Raw genomic sequence first — 15,256 nt, forward strand, 5'->3', positions numbered from 1 at the left:
TTAGCGTTGGGGGATTAGTGTTCGTTATTCCTTGTTGACTGGAACGGATGCCTTGCCGAGTTTCAGCGAGGGTTCCCGAGCCCAGACACGCAATTTCCCAAGTTCTGCCACGAAGGCCGCAAGCCCTTCCTCGCCGGGCAAGGGCAGCACGCCTTCATCCATGGCGTCGGCAATTCCGGCAATTTCCAGCAACGGCAACGCTGACCGGTCGTATCCGATGAATTTGCAGTGCTGGAACGCGTCTGCAACGAAATCCCGGGCAGTTGCCTCCTCGGTCAGCTCAGCGATGGCCGCCTCCGATGTCAGCAGAGCAACCGCATCGAAAAGCACCGAAGGGCCTCCATCAATCATGTGATGTGCCTCGATAAGGGTGCCGTTCGACGCCGTTACGCCCCCGACCTTGGGCGCGATGAACTCGAAGACGGCTTTTTCGGCTGTTACTGCCTGGGTCAGCCCCTTCAGCAGTTTTGCGTCCACGCCATCCGTGATGAGAATGCCAAGCTTTCGGCCTTCGAAGCGTTTGGGACCCCGTTCAACGATGCTGAGCGCGGGCGACGGCTCCAGATCCTGACGGGTAGGAATGGCCGTATTCGCCGGCTCCGGCATTGTCTGAAGGCCGAGCTTCTGCGCCACCGTCGTAGCGAGGGTTTCGTCGATATTAAGAAGATGTGAAACCATCCTCTCTCGAATCTCCACCGTTTCGACCTTGCTGAGTTCGAAAGTCAGGGCCGATGCGATATGACGTTGTTCGGGTGGCGTCTGGCTGATGTAGAACTGCCGTGCTTGACTATAGTGATCGGCAAAACTTTCCGGCCGCAACCTTGCCTTGACCCCCTGCTCCTCAGCCGCGAAATGCTGGAAACCACGCGTCGGCGATTCCCGCTGGCCTTCCCCGAATGAATTCGGCTGATAATTGGCCCGTCCTGTCGGATTTCGCATCGCCATGTGACCGTCCTGCTGGAAATGCGCGAAAGGACACTTTGGCGCATTGATCGGCAAATGCGTGAAGTTGGGACCGCCAAGACGCTTCAACTGCGTATCGAGATAGGAAAAATTTCTACCCTGCAGCAGTGGGTCATTGCTGAAATCGATGCCTGGCGGGACGTTTTGTGTCATGAACGCCACCTGTTCCGTCTCGGCGAAGAAATTGTCCGGCATACGGTCGAGCACGAGCCGGCCGACAGGCTTCGGAGCCAATATCTCTTCAGGAATGATCTTGGTAGGATCAAGAACGTCGAAATCGAAGCTGTCGGCGAAATCCTGATCGAAGAGCTGGACCTGCAACTCCCATTCCGGGAAATTTCCCGACTGGATTGCGGTCCAGAGATCACGCCGGTGAAAATCGGGATCGGCACCATTGATCTTGACCGCCTCGTTCCACGCCACCGACTGCAACCCAAGTTTTGGCTTCCAGTGAAACTTCACAAAGGTTGATTGCTCCTTCGCATTGATGAAGCGGAAGGTGTGCACACCGAAGCCTTCCATGAAGCGGAAGGAACGCGGAATGGTGCGGTCGGACATGATCCACATCACCATGTTCATGCTTTCGGGCGTGAGACTGATGAAATCCCAGAAGGTGTCATGTGCCGTTTGAGCTTGTGGAAAGGCGCGATCGGGCTCCTGCTTGGCCGCATGGACGAGATCCGGAAACTTGATCGCATCCTGAATGAAAAATACCGGGATGTTGTTTCCGACGAGATCCCAGTTGCCCTCCTTGGTATAGAGCTTCACGGCAAAACCGCGGACATCCCGTGCGAGATCGGCCGAGCCCTTGTTGCCGGCAACAGTCGAGAACCGCACAAAGGCCGGGGTTCTTTCCCCTGCCCGTTGAAACAAATCCGCCTTGGTATGGGTGGCAAGGGAATCATAAGTCTCGAAATAGCCGTGCGCGCCATATCCGCGGGCGTGGACGACGCGCTCGGGAATTCTCTCGTGATCGAAATGGAAGATCTTCTCGCGAAAATGGAAGTCATCCACCACGAGCGGCCCGCGAGGACCGATCCGAAGCGAATTCTGGTCGTCTGCAACTGGAGCCCCTTGAGCGGTCGTCAAAACGGGTTCGTCGCCGGTGGCAATCTGGTGCAGCTCGCCACCTGCTCCCCGGATAAGCTGCTGGTCATGGATGGTGGCGGTAATGGACGAGGTGGAATTTGGTTTTCTGGCCATGTTAGCTCCCTACATGGAGTTGACCAAAGGGCCGAGGCGAACTCATGTCCTTGGTCAACGATAACGGGCGTATCAATCAAATTGTTGAACGGCGATACCGATTCCGTTCCTGTTCGACATCTTCAGGCGCGTATGGTCTCGCCGCCTCGTCGAAACGCGTCCAGCCCTGGTCACGATAGGCAGCACGGCGTTCCGGCAAGTCGACATAATTTGACCGTTTGAGGATATCCTCTGCCTCCGGCACAAGATTTTCTTCCACTCTGGCCGTAACGATCGTGCCACCCCTTCTTATGCCTTCCGCATAGACGTTGGCGTCCTCCTCGGAAACGCCGGAGCGTGTCATGGCTCCGATCACCCCGCCGGCTGCACCGCCGGCAACGGCTCCGCCGGCTGCACCCACGGCCGTTGCAGCAAGCCAGCCGGCGGCAACAACCGGTCCCAGGCCCGGAATCGCCATTAATCCAAGACCGGTTAGCAAACCGCCTGCACCACCAACGACTGCGCCAATTCCTGCGCCGGTGCCAGCACCCTCGGCCGCATTTGAATCTTCTCCGTGTCGTCTGTCGACGTTATTGCCCACAATGCTGATATCGTTTGACGGCACGCCCGCTCTCTCAAGTTCGCTGACAGCAGCACTTGCGTCATCGTAATTGTCAAAAAGCCCGGTCACGGTTCTCATATGATTTCTCCCACAAAAAATGCCTCACTTGGCGACGACATTGCCCTGGTAATCCAGCGCTATGGTCACAGCTTTTCCGCCCTTTGTTCCCGATGCCATCCACACGCCTTTGTCATCTTTTTTCAGGTCCTTGACCTGGGTGTAACCGGCCGCCTCAATGCGTTCCTTGGCCTGTGCCTCGGTGAAACTATTGGCGCCTTCCACCGGCGCAGTCGGATTTTTGAGATCCGGTGTCGCAATAGCCGGCATGTCTCCTCCGGGATTGGCGGCTGGCGCCTGTTGGGCGAAAGCCGACAGCGCACTGCCGCCGAAGAACAACGCAACGAGAACAGTTTTTTTCATTTGGATTTTTCCTCCGCTTTCATGGATTTCTAGCTCCCATTTGCGAGATGACTTCCGAGAAAGGAAATCCATCTCGGGCCGGCAGAACGCCTCTCAAACAAACCGAAATGCAGAGAGTTCCCAAAAATTATTTTGGTTGGTGAAGCTGTTCGCCCGATGATCGCCGACGTACGTCAGACGGTGCGTGGCCGGAAGAGCGAAAACGGCGTTGGATACGACACGCTCGCGCGGGTCACTTGTCGCGCAGTGGTGCTCTCAGGGCCTTGCTGTCGGGATATTGATCGTCCTTCGGGCATTCAGCCCAGATTTGTCGTAATTATGAGGCCGACATTATTCAGAGCCTGAAAAATTTCCGCTGTGATGAGCTCCGTCCTCATTTCCGACCACCGAGGAAACCCTTTGGAGAATGAAGTTGGAAGCGGGCTTGGAGTGTCATTGTGTTTCGTGTTTCGGCGGCCGGATGGCGAAGGCAAGGGAACCAAGCCTCCAACTGTGCATTTTCTCCGCGGAAACCAACGACCGGAGGAACCGATGAAAACACTTTCAGACATTTTCGAGCATACGCTGCGGGACGTCTATTATGCAGAGAACGCCATTACGAAGGCACTCCCCAAGGTTGCGAAGTCAGCGAAGAGCGCCGAACTGAAAAAGGCCGCCGAAGATCACCTTGCAGAGACAAAGGATCAGATCAAGAAGCTCGATGAGGTCTTCAAATCCATTGGTAAAAAGGCTTCCGGCGAAAAGTGCGATGCCATTGAAGGTTTGATCAAGGAAGCCGAAGGTCTCATGGAGGAAGCAGAAGGAACTGCGCTCGATGCCGGCCTTCTGGCAGCGTGCCAAGCCATCGAACACTACGAGATCGCTCGCTATGGTTCGCTCCGCGAGTGGGCAAAGGATCTTGGCCATGACGAGGCTCACAAACTCCTGAGCGAAATTCTCGATCAGGAAAAGGCTACGAACAACAAGTTGACCAATCTCGCAGTGACGACCGTCAATAAAACCTCTGCCGCCAAGAAGGCTGCATAAGGTGACGTGTGGTTTTTCTTAGCAGGTCTCCCCAGATCGGGGAGGCCATTTTTAAAAGGGCTAGTCGTGGATTCATCATAGCTGTACGCTTTATCCACCTCCCCCGCGGGTCTGACGGCCTTCTTTTTGACTCGGCTCGCACAGGCCATCCCCGCCTTGGTTTATCGTCGGCCGAAATAGGAGAAATGCCTGGAAAATGGATGGTACAGCGTCAGATTTGCCGCGTAGGTCGGCGCTTGCGCTGGCGTCGTCTGATCCAGACATCGATCGAATTCTTACCTTGATATGGGGCGATCTGGACGTTAGCCCTGGTCGTTACTGTTGGTTTTAATCTGAGACTGAACCATGCCTACCATCATGGTGAGCAACGGGGCAGAAGTGCCTCCTTGGATGAGGCCTTAACGACGTTTGCAATGCCATCGCGCTACGACGCTTGATATTTGCAATGTCCTATTCTTTCCATGCCCAGTTCGCGCCCAGCCGCGGTTTCCGATGAAATGCGACTGCCCAAGCGGGTGGGTGTACCAGACCGTGCGGGAACCCGTTGCGAATGACACCGTTGCCCCTATTCGTCAGATGAGGGCAAGCTCTTTCGGAGGTTTTGTTGGGCGCGGGACTACCTATGCGCTCCGCGAAGCATTTGATCGAGAAAACTCAAAAATGCGCCAGAGAGCTCGTTCTTTCGGTATGCCTAGGAGTGTCATGTTCGAGAACTTTCGTTTGGAGATGGTCAAGCTACCTGAGACAAAGCTGCGAGTGCGCCATGGAGGCTCCGGTCCGCCTCTTCTGCTGCTCCATGGTCACCCCAGAACGCACACCACTTGGTACAAGGTAGCTCCAATTCTGGCTGAGCATTTCACGGTGATTTGCCCCGACCTACGCGGCTTCGGTCAGTCGGGTAAACCAGATGACCCATATGATTATGAAGCTTCCTCCAAGCGTGCCAAGGCCCGGGACTGCGTCGCACTGATGGATCACTTCGGCTTTAATGAATTCTCATTGGCCGGGCATGACCGGGGCAGTTACACGGCATTCCGCACAGCAATGGACCACCCCGCGAGGGTAGCCAAGCTCGCGATCCTCGATGGAGTTCCGATCCTGGAGGCGCTGGAGCATTGCAATGCTCGGTTCGCCACTCAATGGTGGCACTGGTTCTTTTTCGCCCAGCACGACAAACCCGAGCAGGCGATATCCGCTGATCCGTTGAGATGGTACGGCGGAACGGAAGATTTGATGGGAAAGGAGAACTATGCCGATTTTCGCTTAGCAGTCCAAGACCACTCGACTATTCAGGGCATGCTGGGTGATTACAGAGCGGGTGTCCGCATAGACCACCTTCATGACCGTGAAGATCGAAATTCGGGGAGGAAGCTTCAATGTCCTCTTCGTGTCCTATGGTCCCTCCGGGATGATCTTGAAGACCTCTACAACGATGTGTTGGCAATATGGCAACCTTGGGCGGAATTACCAGTGTCTGGTCTGGGGATCGATTCTGGGCACCACATGGCCGAGGAAGCTCCCCTGGAGGTTGCGCGCGAGCTTAAATCATTCTTCTTAGCTTGATATAAATGCGCGCATAATGATGGACGCGATCGCCGTTCCGTGTTGAGGCTCGTCTTACGGCCACCGCTTTTCAGGGTCTTGTCGACCATCCCGTAAAACAATCCCTGCCGCACCCTTATGACTGATCACCGGTATTAAGCGCTGGGAGGAAAGAAGACGAGGCGCGATGTAAACCATCATATATCTTTATCAATTATTTGGTCGACCTTCGCATGTTCAAGGCATGTTGGGGTGACGCTAACGCCGTAGCCCATCCATGACCAGCCGGACGATCCTGTGCGCACGATCGCGCCATTCGGGGCCCTCGGGTATGGAGTATATACCGAAAAGTGCGTTGAGTACGTCTGCAGCCTCGATGTCTCCCTTGACTGCATCAGCCTTGACGGCGTTGTCCAGCAGCCCTTCAAATGCGGTATGCAGTAGTTTCGAGCCCTCGGCAAAGAGGGTGGAATTGGATGTGAACAGCAGTTTCAGGCTATTGGCCATACCCCGCTTTGCCGCCATGTAGTTGACGAAGCGGTTCATCCATTCTTCAATGGCCTCTGCTGGCTCCTCCTCCGCGATCAGGTCGCGCGCAGCAGTTGCCAACAGTTCCAGTTCGCGGCGATACACGCTTTCGACCAGATGTTCACGTGTCGGAAAATGCCTATACAGCGTGCCGATACCAACGCCAGCTCGTCTGGCAATATCCTCGAGTGAGGCGGCCGCGCCCTGCTCTGAAAATGCCAGCGACGCAACTTCTATCAACTTTTCTCGATTTCGCCGGGCGTCCGCACGCAACGGGGCCTCTGAAAGCGGTGGCTGCGTTCGCTCCTTGGGCACGTGAAGGGCACTCCATGAGAAATTGCTTGACGAATGATCGCAAGTCATTAAGTTAAACGGAGGCGCCTCCGTTTATCGGTGCGCCCTTCGTTTCTTTAAATCATATGAGAGGCGAATGTCATGCCGAAATCAAAGAATGGCGCTGGCGGGCCCTGGCAAGTTAAGGGTTCTCAAGGAACTTAACGGCCTGCCGCTCATTCTGACCTCACACGGGAGGCGCTTATGACGCAATCGGCCGATATCATCCGACATAACGGCGGTGCACCACGTTGGTTGCCTCGCAATGCCGACATTCCAACGGTGGCGGTGCCGCAAAAGGCTTTTTCGACCGATACCGCCTGCGACATCCTGAGCTTCGCCATCGCGAATATAAAGGCTGGGCTTCAGGTGGGCCTATGCACGTTGGTGGAGATACGTGGCGGCTCGTCGCGTCCGCTCGGTGCCCATATGGCTGTCGCCCAAGATGGACGTTATTGCGGCTACGTGTCTGGTGGATGCACGGAAGCGGCTGTCGCCGCTGAAGCCTTGCAGGCTATGAAAAGCGGCCATGATCGTTTCGTGTTGCTGGGTGAAGGTTCGCCCTTCTTCGATATCGTCCTTCCGTGCGGAGGCGGCATTACAGTTGCCATTCATCTTCTGAAAGACGTGGACCCTCTCTGTTCCGTCAACATGCTGGTAGATGGGCGCCGGAGTGCAACGCTTTGCTATTCACCCGGCCTGGAGGAGCTTTCACTCGGTTCCCCAGGTGCGCGAACTGGCTGGGATGGGGATATTTTTCTCACGTCATATCGGCCAAAACCGCGCGTCATTTTTTCGGGGCGCTCACTCGAGGTGGAAACAGCCGTAAATGTTGCGAAAGCCGGAGGATACGAGGTCATCTTTTTCGATCACACGGCCGGCGACAGCTTCGATAGCTCCCTGATTGATGCTGATACAGCCGTTGCGCTTCTGCTGCATGACCTGGATCTGGAAATGCCGATCCTCGGCGCCGCACTTGTTGCGACGCCCTTTTATATTGGGGCTCTCGGCAGTTCCCGCACGCATGAAAAGCGCGTCGAGCGCCTGCGGCAAATTGGTCATTCGGAAGAAGCAATCGCTCGCATCAAGGCACCGATCGGACTTTTCGGACGGGCGAGAGACGCGCAGTCTCTGGCCTTTTCGGTCGTCGCTGACATTGCGGCATCACGCCAGTCTTGCGTGATGCACAGCTAGATCAAGAACAGAAATAGCCGTTGCATCGACAGGTTCGACGGATAGCCACAGGCAAACCATCACCAGAAGTTCCACAAGTGCCGCTCGCAGGTGTCTGGCGCGCACTTTCCGATGAGGGAGATGTCCAATGCAATTTACAATTAACGGCACGGCAGTGGAGGTCGAAGCGGATATCCGTACCTCGCTGCTCGATCTCATGCGAAACTACCTGGGATTTACGGGTACGAAGAAGGGGTGCGATCAGGGGGCTTGCGGCGCCTGCACCGTGCTGGTGGACGGCGAGCGTATCAATTCCTGTCTGGCCCTCGCGGTTCAATATCAGGGCCGCAGTATTACAACTGTCGAAGGCCTTGCAGCAAATGGCAACCTTCATCCCCTGCAAAAAGCCTTCATCGAGCATGACGGTTTTCAATGCGGCTATTGCACGCCCGGGCAACTCTGTTCCGCTATCGGCATGGCAGGCGAAATCGAACGCAACATCCCCAGCGTCGTCACCGCCGATCTTTCGAGTAACAGCATCACGGTCGATGATACCGAAATCCGCGAACGCATGAGCGGCAATCTCTGTCGCTGCGGGGCCTATAACGGCATCGTTGAGGCCATTTCCGATACGCTGGTCCAGCAGACGGCGGTGCCGAGCGAAGAGAGGGCACGGGCATGAATATCTTCTCCTATCATCAGCCTTCGGATACGGCTTCGGCAATCGCGCTCAAACAGGCGGGGCCGACCGCGAAATATCTGGCCGGAGGCACCAATCTTGTCGACCTCATGCGGGAGACCGTAGAACGACCGGAAACATTGGTCGACGTCACGCATCTGTCCAGCATCATTGAACGACGCACCGATGGTAGTCTGCTGGTTGGCGCAGGTGTGAAGAACACGGCGCTTGCAGCGCATGATGCGGTGCGGGCTCAATTTCCGCTGCTGTCCCGTGCCATACTTGCGGGAGCCAGCGCGCAAATTCGAAATGTTGCGACAGTCGGAGGCAATATCCTCCAGCGTACCCGGTGTCGATATTTCTATGATAATGCCGCCCGCTGCAACAAGCGTCAGCCCAATTCCGGCTGCGATGCACTGGAAGGGTTCAATCGCTATCACGCGATCCTCGGTGCATCTGAAAGCTGCGTCGCGACACATCCGTCCGACATGTGCGTGGCACTTGTCGCTCTGGACGCGTCGGTTCACCTCCAGGGCCCCGCGGGCACGCGCAGCCTGCCGCTGCGCGATCTTCACCGTCTTCCAGGCCACACGCCGGAGATAGAAACCGAACTCGATACGGATGATCTCATAACGGCCGTTGAAATTCCGTCGCTGCCTTTCGCAGGTCGGTCCACCTATCGGAAGGTCAGGGATCGCGCGAGTTATGCCTTCGCTCTCGTTTCCGTTGCTGCTGCGCTGGATGTGGATGACGCTGGCAACGTGAAAGATGTGAGGTTGGCGCTCGGTGGCGTTGCCCATAAGCCGTGGCGTGCGCTGAAAGCTGAATCGCGTCTCAAAGGCCAGCAGGCAAATGCCGAGAGTTTCCGGGCCGCCGCCGAGGCCGAGCTCGCAGACGCTATCGGCTTACAAGACAACGCTTTCAAGATCGAGCTGGCAAAACGGACCATTGTCGCGGTTCTTGAGGAACTGAAGGGAGAAAGCGCATGAGCACCGATAGCCAGACATTGCCGGAAGCAGGCAAACTAGGCCGCTGGCAGCCTGCTGTTACATCCGATCCGTTGCTGCGCAAACATGGGGCGCTTGGGCAAGGTATATCCCGCATCGAAGGCCCCATGAAGGTTCAGGGCAAGACGCGTTTCGCGGCGGAGTTCCCCTACGACAATATCAGCTATGCGGCACTCGCTTTCAGTACTGTCGCGCGCGGTCGCGTCATCGATTTGAATGTAAGTGCAGCGGAAGCCGCACCCGGGGTTATCCTCGTCATGACCCATAAGAACGCGCCGCGGATGAAGGCGCCGTCCTTGATGATGTCCTCTCCGACAGCAGCGGGGGCCAGCAATCTGCCGGTCATGCAAAGCGACGAAATCCATTGGAATGGGCAGCCTATCGCACTCGTGCTGGCAGAGACGCAGGAACAGGCGGATCACGCAGCATCGCTGGTAACGGCAAAGTATGAACTGTTACCAGCAGTCACATCTTTCGATGATGCGAAGAAATCGCCCAGGCAACTCGACAACCTGCTCGGCCAGCCGCCTTTCATCGACATCGGCGATGCCGAGACCGCGCTTGCCAATGCGGAGGTCAAGGTCGACCTCGTCTACCGCACACCGCGCCACAACCACAATGCCATTGAACTGCATGCGGCAACCGTTGTCTGGAAGGATGATGAGCTTCGCGTGCATGATGCCAGCCAGCTGCTCGACCTTACGACAGGTCAGCTCGCGGATATTTTCGGTCTCGATGTCAGCAAGGTTCACGTGACCTCGCCTTATGTCGGCGGTGGCTTTGGTGGGAAATGCTTCTGGGACCATCAAATCCTGGCCTGTGCCGCAGCCAGACTTGCCGGTCGGCCCGTGCGGATCATGCTGTCGCGCGAAGGAGTCTTCAGGATCATCGGTGGTCGAACGGTAACCGAACAGCGCGTGGCGCTGGGCGCAAAGGCCGATGGAACGCTCGATGCGCTGATCCACACCGGGACGGCAGCCATGACGCTGCATAATTCTTGCCCGGAACAATTCACCTTCCCCGCCCGCCACCTCTATGCCGCCAAGACGTTTCACATCGGTCAGGATGTCGCCGACATGGACATGCTGGCAAATACCTTCATGCGCGCTCCCGGTGAATCCGTCGGGACCTTCGCGCTTGAGTGTGCATTGGATGAACTGGCCGAGAAATTGGGACTGGATCCCATCGAGCTGCGACGACGGATCGAACCAGAAAAGGATCCGACGACAGGTAAGCCATTCTCGTCACGTTATCTGATTGAAGCCTACGAGAAGGGCGCAGAGCAGTTCGGTTGGAGCAAACGGAGCCAGACCCCACGCCAAAAACGTGAAGGCGAATGGCTCATCGGCATGGGATGCGCCACCGCGACCTATCCCTACCATCGGTTTCCCGGTGGTGCCGTACGGATCAAACTGACGGTGGATGGCCGTGTCACTGTGTCGACCGCAGTCCATGACATGGGCATGGGAACGGCCACTGCCCAGATGCAACACCTTGCGGCCCGACTGGGCTTGCCCCTCGATCATGTGACGTTCGAATATGGCGACAGCAAGCTGCCACGTGGTGTGATCGCCGGAGGCTCGACACAAACCGCCTCCATCGGCGGCGCGGTCATCGCCGCAACTGAGGTCTTGGTGGAGGAGTTAATCAAGCTTTCCGGAAATGACTCTCCCCTTGCCGGGCTTTCGCTGCTTGAAGTCGAGGCAAGAGACGGGGGGCTTTCACACATAAGCGACAACAGCCTTTTTGAAAGTTACCAATCGATTCTCCGCCGGGCCGGCCGAGAAGAACTCGTTTGCGAAGCGGAAGCACCTGCACCAGCCGAAATGGAGGCCTTCTCCATGCATTCCTACGGCGCGCAGTTCTGCGAGGTGCATGTCAGCGCACGCACCGGTGAGACGCGCGTCTCGCGCTTTCTAGGTTCCTTCGATGCCGGGCAGATACTGAACAGCAAAATGGCCACCAGTCAGTTCAAAGGAGGTATCATCATGGGCATCGGTCTCGCTCTGACAGAAGAAACCAACTTCGATGAGCGAACGGGACGCATCGTCAACGCCTCCCTGGCGGATTACCATGTGCCAGTGCAGATGGACGTACCAGCAATCGAAATCCTCTACACCAATAAGCCCGACCCCCAAGCCCCCATGGGTGCACGCGGTATCGGAGAAATCGGCATCACCGGAGTTGGCGCGGCCGTCGCCAACGCGGTCTACAACGCGACAGGCGTTCGCGTCCGCGATTTGCCCATTACTCTGGACAAACTGACGGGTGGACTGGACTGACATCTTTTCCAGCGAGGGAACTTTGGTTCGCTCGCTGCGGAAAGCGGTTCAAACGATTGTTGGGTCGATATCATAATTGAAGGCGTGATTGATTGATCCACAAACTTGAGGGCGAAGACTACACCGACGGCCTTAATGGTCGCCGGTGTTCACCTACCTTCATCCGTTAGAGATGGATGGAGACAGTCAAGTCACGCAACTTTCGCACTACGCGAGATGGAATCTCACATCAGCCGCCTTATCGCAGTCCAGTCGGTCGAAGGGCAGTCCACGTTGCTGGACAGCGACTCTAGGCCCCTACAAGAAAAGTAGAAAGCAGCACCGCGTCCCCGCGCCGTGGACTTTATGTTCTTAAAATGCCTCCGGCCGCCACAACAGCCTCTGGCGTATCAACGTCCAGATGCGCCGAATCCCCGATTTCGACATCAATGATCCGCAACCCCGACGTTTCGATGATCTGCCGCGCGCCAACATCGCCTTCAAGGCGCATGACGGCACCGTTTAGTGATCTCGGAAGGATGACCGGGTTGCCACGCTTGCCGCGCGAGACCGCGCGAACGATTGCCCGCCCGGAGGCCATGCGGAAGGCCGAGATCAGCGTGTCGAGATCGCCGATCGTCACGCCGGGCATATCGGCGAGCATGACGAGCACACCATCCGCATCACACGCTGCCGGGGCTGAAAATCCCGCGATCAGCGAGCTTGCAATGCCAGACGCATAATCCGGGTTATTGGTGGTGGTTACTCCCAGCCCGAGGAGCGCAGCCTCGATCTCGCTCCGCCTGTGACCAGTCACAACGATGACGGATGCTGCGTCAGCGGTGAGCGCGATTTCTGCTGAACGGCGCACAAGCGGCTTACCATCGAATTCGGCCAGCAACTTGTGAGCCCCGCCGTCGCCCATGCGGCTGGCTTTCCCAGCAGCGAGGATGATCGCCGCGACGGTCACCGGCCGACGGTTCCCCTCCGCTTTATCTTGCGGGGATGGGCGCGTCTCAATTTTCATCATCCATCCTCCCACGTTCATGTTTCTCACGAACCATTCATAATGATCTCCAATGAATGTAAATCTGCGGCTTGCGGGCTACACGCGATTTTTCGGCAGAGTTGCACACAAAAATCACCTCGGTTCGCTGCGAAACTCGTCCATAACGGAACGGAGCACACGGTGATCAGGCATTTTGTCAATCGGTATGCCCGCTTCGTGAAACCACGATCCACCTGCCTCCGGATGCGGGCCTGTCAGCACGACGATTCCATTGCCAAAATGGTAACGAGCCGCGGCAATATCGCCGTTCTGATAGGTGGCAATCTTCTTGAACCCGCGTATATCTTTCGGCTCTGACATGTACGGACCATCCTGAAAGAAGACCGTCTGCTTTTCCCCGTTCCAACTCGTCGACACTGCCGTGCTGATGATGGAGCTTACAGGAAAGCCGGGACGGCCGACCTCAGATTCAAGCTCATCATCGATGAGGCCTATCCCCGATCCGCTCGCGAGGTAGGCGCCCATGCACGAGCCGAAAAAGCCGCCTCCTGCCTCGACAAATCTCCGGATCGCCTCCACCCGTTGCTCACCAAGGCTTTCAAATGCGGCGGGAATATCCTGGCCTCCGCCTGGCTGAACGTAGATGTCAAATTTTGAAAGAGTCTCATCACTAATATCGATCTTCTCTTCCGCGCCGACGTAATCGACACTGTATTCCGGTCCGAGCGCCATTATCGATTTGCGCATGGTTTCGGAACAATCCTCGCAGCTGGCTGGCCCGCGGTAAACCGCAACTCGAACGATGCCTTCCCTCGCGTTGGAAGAAGTTGCACACCAGGTTGTCGTAGCAATTACCGTCAGTGTGGCGGCAATGGTTTTGATGATCATGCTTTCGTCTCGCTCATTTCGCGCTTGTGGGATCTATTATGAGGCACCAGCGGGCATAAAACTGGAACAGGGCGACAGGGCCGTTCAATGCGCCGCTTCTCCCTGCGGTTCATGGTGTGGCCTTCATCACTGGCTCTTCTTCCGAGGCCTTATCTTCCTGAACACGCATACCCGCGCGTGGCTCGTCGGAGTTTTCACTAGACGGCAAAGTATCGGGTGTTGAATGATCGCGCGATAACCGGTCCTCAGGCGCCCAGGGCTTATCGTCATGGTCCGGCGATACACTGCCTGCGGTATCATCAAAAGTGCCCGCGTTCCCATCGTTCGAGTGATGTTCCAGCGGTGACGGAATAGCCGGCGGCGGTTCGTCCTGATCATCAGGAACATCGGGAGCCTGATCCGTTGAGTTGCTCTCAGGCAGCACCTCCGGCATGGTCCCGGAAGCTGCTTCAGAGGCGGGAAGCCCTGTGTTGCTGAACTCATCAACCTCCGGTGAGCCCGATTTCTGGTTTGCGGAAATGTCTTCGACGCTGAAGTTCACGCCTTGAGGAACAGGTACCACGGCGACGTCCGACAAATCCTCTTCGGGCATCGTCTGGTAAATGTTCGTCGTCTCGTTCGTGACGCTGTATATCGTTTCATAAGTGACGTTCTGGTAGGTCTCAGTTCGGCTTTCGGTCATGACCGGGCTCGAGATGACCATCGGTTCGCTGTAATAGCTGTCGGCGACACCTTGATAGTACCCGTCATAATATCCGTCCCAGTAGGTGTCGATCGACCGGTAGCTCTCAAAAGGGGCGACACTCACATAGTAGCTTGGGTAGTACTCCCTCGTGGTGAGTGAAAGAGCTGCGAAGGATCCAGACAGGACGGTCAGCGTAAATGAAAGGCGTTGATAGTCGTATGCGTTTGCAGGGGTGCTCTGCGTTATCGCAATTTCACGCCGCATCCTGATCACTTCACCGCGAAGAGCTGCATTGTCGGCGACATCGTCCTCCAGCTGCTGCATTCTATACGACAAGTCGGCAACTTTCCTTCTGAGCGCCTGCACATCCGACGCCGTTGCATTTGCCGCAGACGCCTTATGTTTTGCGAGAACGAAACGGCTCGAATATTCTGCCCAGGCTGCGTTGAACCGCTGGAGCGCGCGCGTTACAGCATCGCATTTGGCGGATGACAGTGAATAGCGGGTCTGCAGATTACCGACCGCGTGGGACAGCGCCTTGGTCGCCCGCGAGATGCGCGACGCGTCATGGGCTGCAATTGCGGTTTCCAGACTCTGGACGGCCTGGGTTGCCTCTGTCAGAGCAGCGAGCACTGCCACCCCGCTGCGACGCTTGCTGTCCCCCTTCGCTTCACTGAACGAGAAAGCAATTTCCGCCAGCGACCTGCGCATGTCACCAAGAAGGGCTGGCGCATTCATGCGGACAGGTGAGCCGGCAACCGCCTGCCCCATCGACAGCGATACGATCGCGGTCGCCGCGACGGTTTGCTGGACCAGAGGGCTGGCCGCGAGCGCGGCGAACAGCGGGGTGAGCGACACAAGTTTCAGTTTGCTTCTAGGCATTTTCAGATCTCCTGTTTCAATTGTGTCTCAGCGCAGGAGGGCGCAATCCGTGTATG

General features: G+C 56.7%; 13 protein-coding genes. 6 read left to right on the forward strand and 7 right to left on the reverse strand.

Going from position 1 to position 15,256, the window contains the following annotated elements; all coding sequences use genetic code 11:
• Window positions 1-24 precede the first annotated feature (24 nt).
• The 3 genes from katE to ATU_RS26235 all read right to left on the reverse strand — a co-directional run bounded on the left by katE (window position 25) and on the right by ATU_RS26235 (window position 3,187).
• Window positions 25-2,166, reverse strand: a complete 2,142-nt coding sequence (katE, locus tag ATU_RS26225; protein ID WP_010974716.1) for a catalase — start codon at window positions 2,164-2,166, stop codon at window positions 25-27.
• 76 nt (window positions 2,167-2,242) lie between these two features.
• Window positions 2,243-2,845, reverse strand: a complete 603-nt coding sequence (locus ATU_RS26230; RefSeq protein ID WP_006313611.1) for a general stress protein — start codon at window positions 2,843-2,845, stop codon at window positions 2,243-2,245.
• Window positions 2,846-2,869: 24 nt separating this feature from the next.
• Entirely contained in the window at window positions 2,870-3,187 is a 318-nt protein-coding gene (locus tag ATU_RS26235; protein WP_006313610.1) for a hypothetical protein, read from the reverse strand.
• A 531-nt stretch (window positions 3,188-3,718) separates the two neighbouring features.
• On the opposite strand from ATU_RS26235, the gene ATU_RS26240 reads away from it, so the two are divergent.
• On the forward strand, window positions 3,719-4,213 hold the full coding sequence (locus ATU_RS26240) for a YciE/YciF ferroxidase family protein (protein ID WP_010974717.1): 495 nt from the start codon (window positions 3,719-3,721) through the stop codon (window positions 4,211-4,213).
• Between the two features lie 702 nt (window positions 4,214-4,915).
• Entirely contained in the window at window positions 4,916-5,776 is an 861-nt protein-coding gene (locus ATU_RS26245; protein ID WP_010974718.1) for an alpha/beta hydrolase, read from the forward strand.
• Window positions 5,777-6,013: 237 nt separating this feature from the next.
• Here ATU_RS26245 and ATU_RS26250 read toward each other — a convergent pair whose 3' ends face one another.
• A complete protein-coding gene (locus ATU_RS26250) occupies window positions 6,014-6,598 on the reverse strand; it encodes a TetR/AcrR family transcriptional regulator (protein WP_035258233.1) in 585 nt (194 codons plus the stop codon).
• A 222-nt stretch (window positions 6,599-6,820) separates the two neighbouring features.
• Between ATU_RS26250 and ATU_RS26255 the strand changes: the two genes are divergently transcribed.
• The 4 genes from ATU_RS26255 to ATU_RS26270 all read left to right on the forward strand — a co-directional run bounded on the left by ATU_RS26255 (window position 6,821) and on the right by ATU_RS26270 (window position 11,757).
• The gene (locus tag ATU_RS26255) at window positions 6,821-7,810 is read left to right on the forward strand and encodes an XdhC family protein (RefSeq protein WP_010974720.1); all 990 of its coding nucleotides are present in this window, start codon (window positions 6,821-6,823) and stop codon (window positions 7,808-7,810) included.
• 127 nt (window positions 7,811-7,937) lie between these two features.
• Entirely contained in the window at window positions 7,938-8,471 is a 534-nt protein-coding gene (locus tag ATU_RS26260; protein WP_010974721.1) for a 2Fe-2S iron-sulfur cluster-binding protein, read from the forward strand.
• On the forward strand, window positions 8,468-9,457 hold the full coding sequence (locus ATU_RS26265; protein WP_010974722.1) for an FAD binding domain-containing protein: 990 nt from the start codon (window positions 8,468-8,470) through the stop codon (window positions 9,455-9,457). Before ATU_RS26260 ends, ATU_RS26265 begins: the two co-directional genes overlap by 4 nt.
• Window positions 9,454-11,757 (forward strand): xanthine dehydrogenase family protein molybdopterin-binding subunit, encoded by a 2,304-nt coding sequence (locus tag ATU_RS26270; protein ID WP_010974723.1) that lies wholly within the window; start codon window positions 9,454-9,456, stop codon window positions 11,755-11,757. The genes ATU_RS26265 and ATU_RS26270 overlap by 4 nt, the downstream gene beginning before the upstream one ends.
• Window positions 11,758-12,100: 343 nt before the next feature.
• Here ATU_RS26270 and ATU_RS26275 read toward each other — a convergent pair whose 3' ends face one another.
• The 3 genes from ATU_RS26275 to ATU_RS26285 form a co-directional block, all read right to left on the reverse strand.
• A complete protein-coding gene (locus ATU_RS26275) occupies window positions 12,101-12,766 on the reverse strand; it encodes a nucleotidyltransferase family protein (RefSeq protein WP_035258206.1) in 666 nt (221 codons plus the stop codon).
• Window positions 12,767-12,877: 111 nt separating this feature from the next.
• The gene (locus ATU_RS26280; protein ID WP_010974725.1) at window positions 12,878-13,633 is read right to left on the reverse strand and encodes a BPL-N domain-containing protein; all 756 of its coding nucleotides are present in this window, start codon (window positions 13,631-13,633) and stop codon (window positions 12,878-12,880) included.
• Window positions 13,634-13,742: 109 nt separating this feature from the next.
• A complete protein-coding gene (locus ATU_RS26285) occupies window positions 13,743-15,200 on the reverse strand; it encodes a hypothetical protein (RefSeq protein ID WP_010974726.1) in 1,458 nt (485 codons plus the stop codon).
• Window positions 15,201-15,256 lie beyond the last annotated feature (56 nt).

Source organism: Agrobacterium fabrum str. C58, assembly GCF_000092025.1.
In the GTDB taxonomy this organism is placed as follows: Bacteria; Pseudomonadota; Alphaproteobacteria; order Rhizobiales; family Rhizobiaceae; genus Agrobacterium; species Agrobacterium fabrum.

Coding starts and splice junctions, on each gene's coding strand:
- katE (WP_010974716.1), bottom strand. CDS start 2,166: ATGGCCAGAAAACCAAATTCCACCTCGTCCATTACCGCCACCATCCAT.
- ATU_RS26230 (WP_006313611.1), bottom strand. CDS start 2,845: ATGAGAACCGTGACCGGGCTTTTTGACAATTACGATGACGCAAGTGCT.
- ATU_RS26235 (WP_006313610.1), bottom strand. CDS start 3,187: ATGAAAAAAACTGTTCTCGTTGCGTTGTTCTTCGGCGGCAGTGCGCTG.
- ATU_RS26240 (WP_010974717.1), top strand. CDS start 3,719: ATGAAAACACTTTCAGACATTTTCGAGCATACGCTGCGGGACGTCTAT.
- ATU_RS26245 (WP_010974718.1), top strand. CDS start 4,916: ATGTTCGAGAACTTTCGTTTGGAGATGGTCAAGCTACCTGAGACAAAG.
- ATU_RS26255 (WP_010974720.1), top strand. CDS start 6,821: ATGACGCAATCGGCCGATATCATCCGACATAACGGCGGTGCACCACGT.
- ATU_RS26260 (WP_010974721.1), top strand. CDS start 7,938: ATGCAATTTACAATTAACGGCACGGCAGTGGAGGTCGAAGCGGATATC.
- ATU_RS26265 (WP_010974722.1), top strand. CDS start 8,468: ATGAATATCTTCTCCTATCATCAGCCTTCGGATACGGCTTCGGCAATC.
- ATU_RS26270 (WP_010974723.1), top strand. CDS start 9,454: ATGAGCACCGATAGCCAGACATTGCCGGAAGCAGGCAAACTAGGCCGC.
- ATU_RS26275 (WP_035258206.1), bottom strand. CDS start 12,766: ATGATGAAAATTGAGACGCGCCCATCCCCGCAAGATAAAGCGGAGGGG.
- ATU_RS26280 (WP_010974725.1), bottom strand. CDS start 13,633: ATGATCATCAAAACCATTGCCGCCACACTGACGGTAATTGCTACGACA.
- ATU_RS26285 (WP_010974726.1), bottom strand. CDS start 15,200: ATGCCTAGAAGCAAACTGAAACTTGTGTCGCTCACCCCGCTGTTCGCC.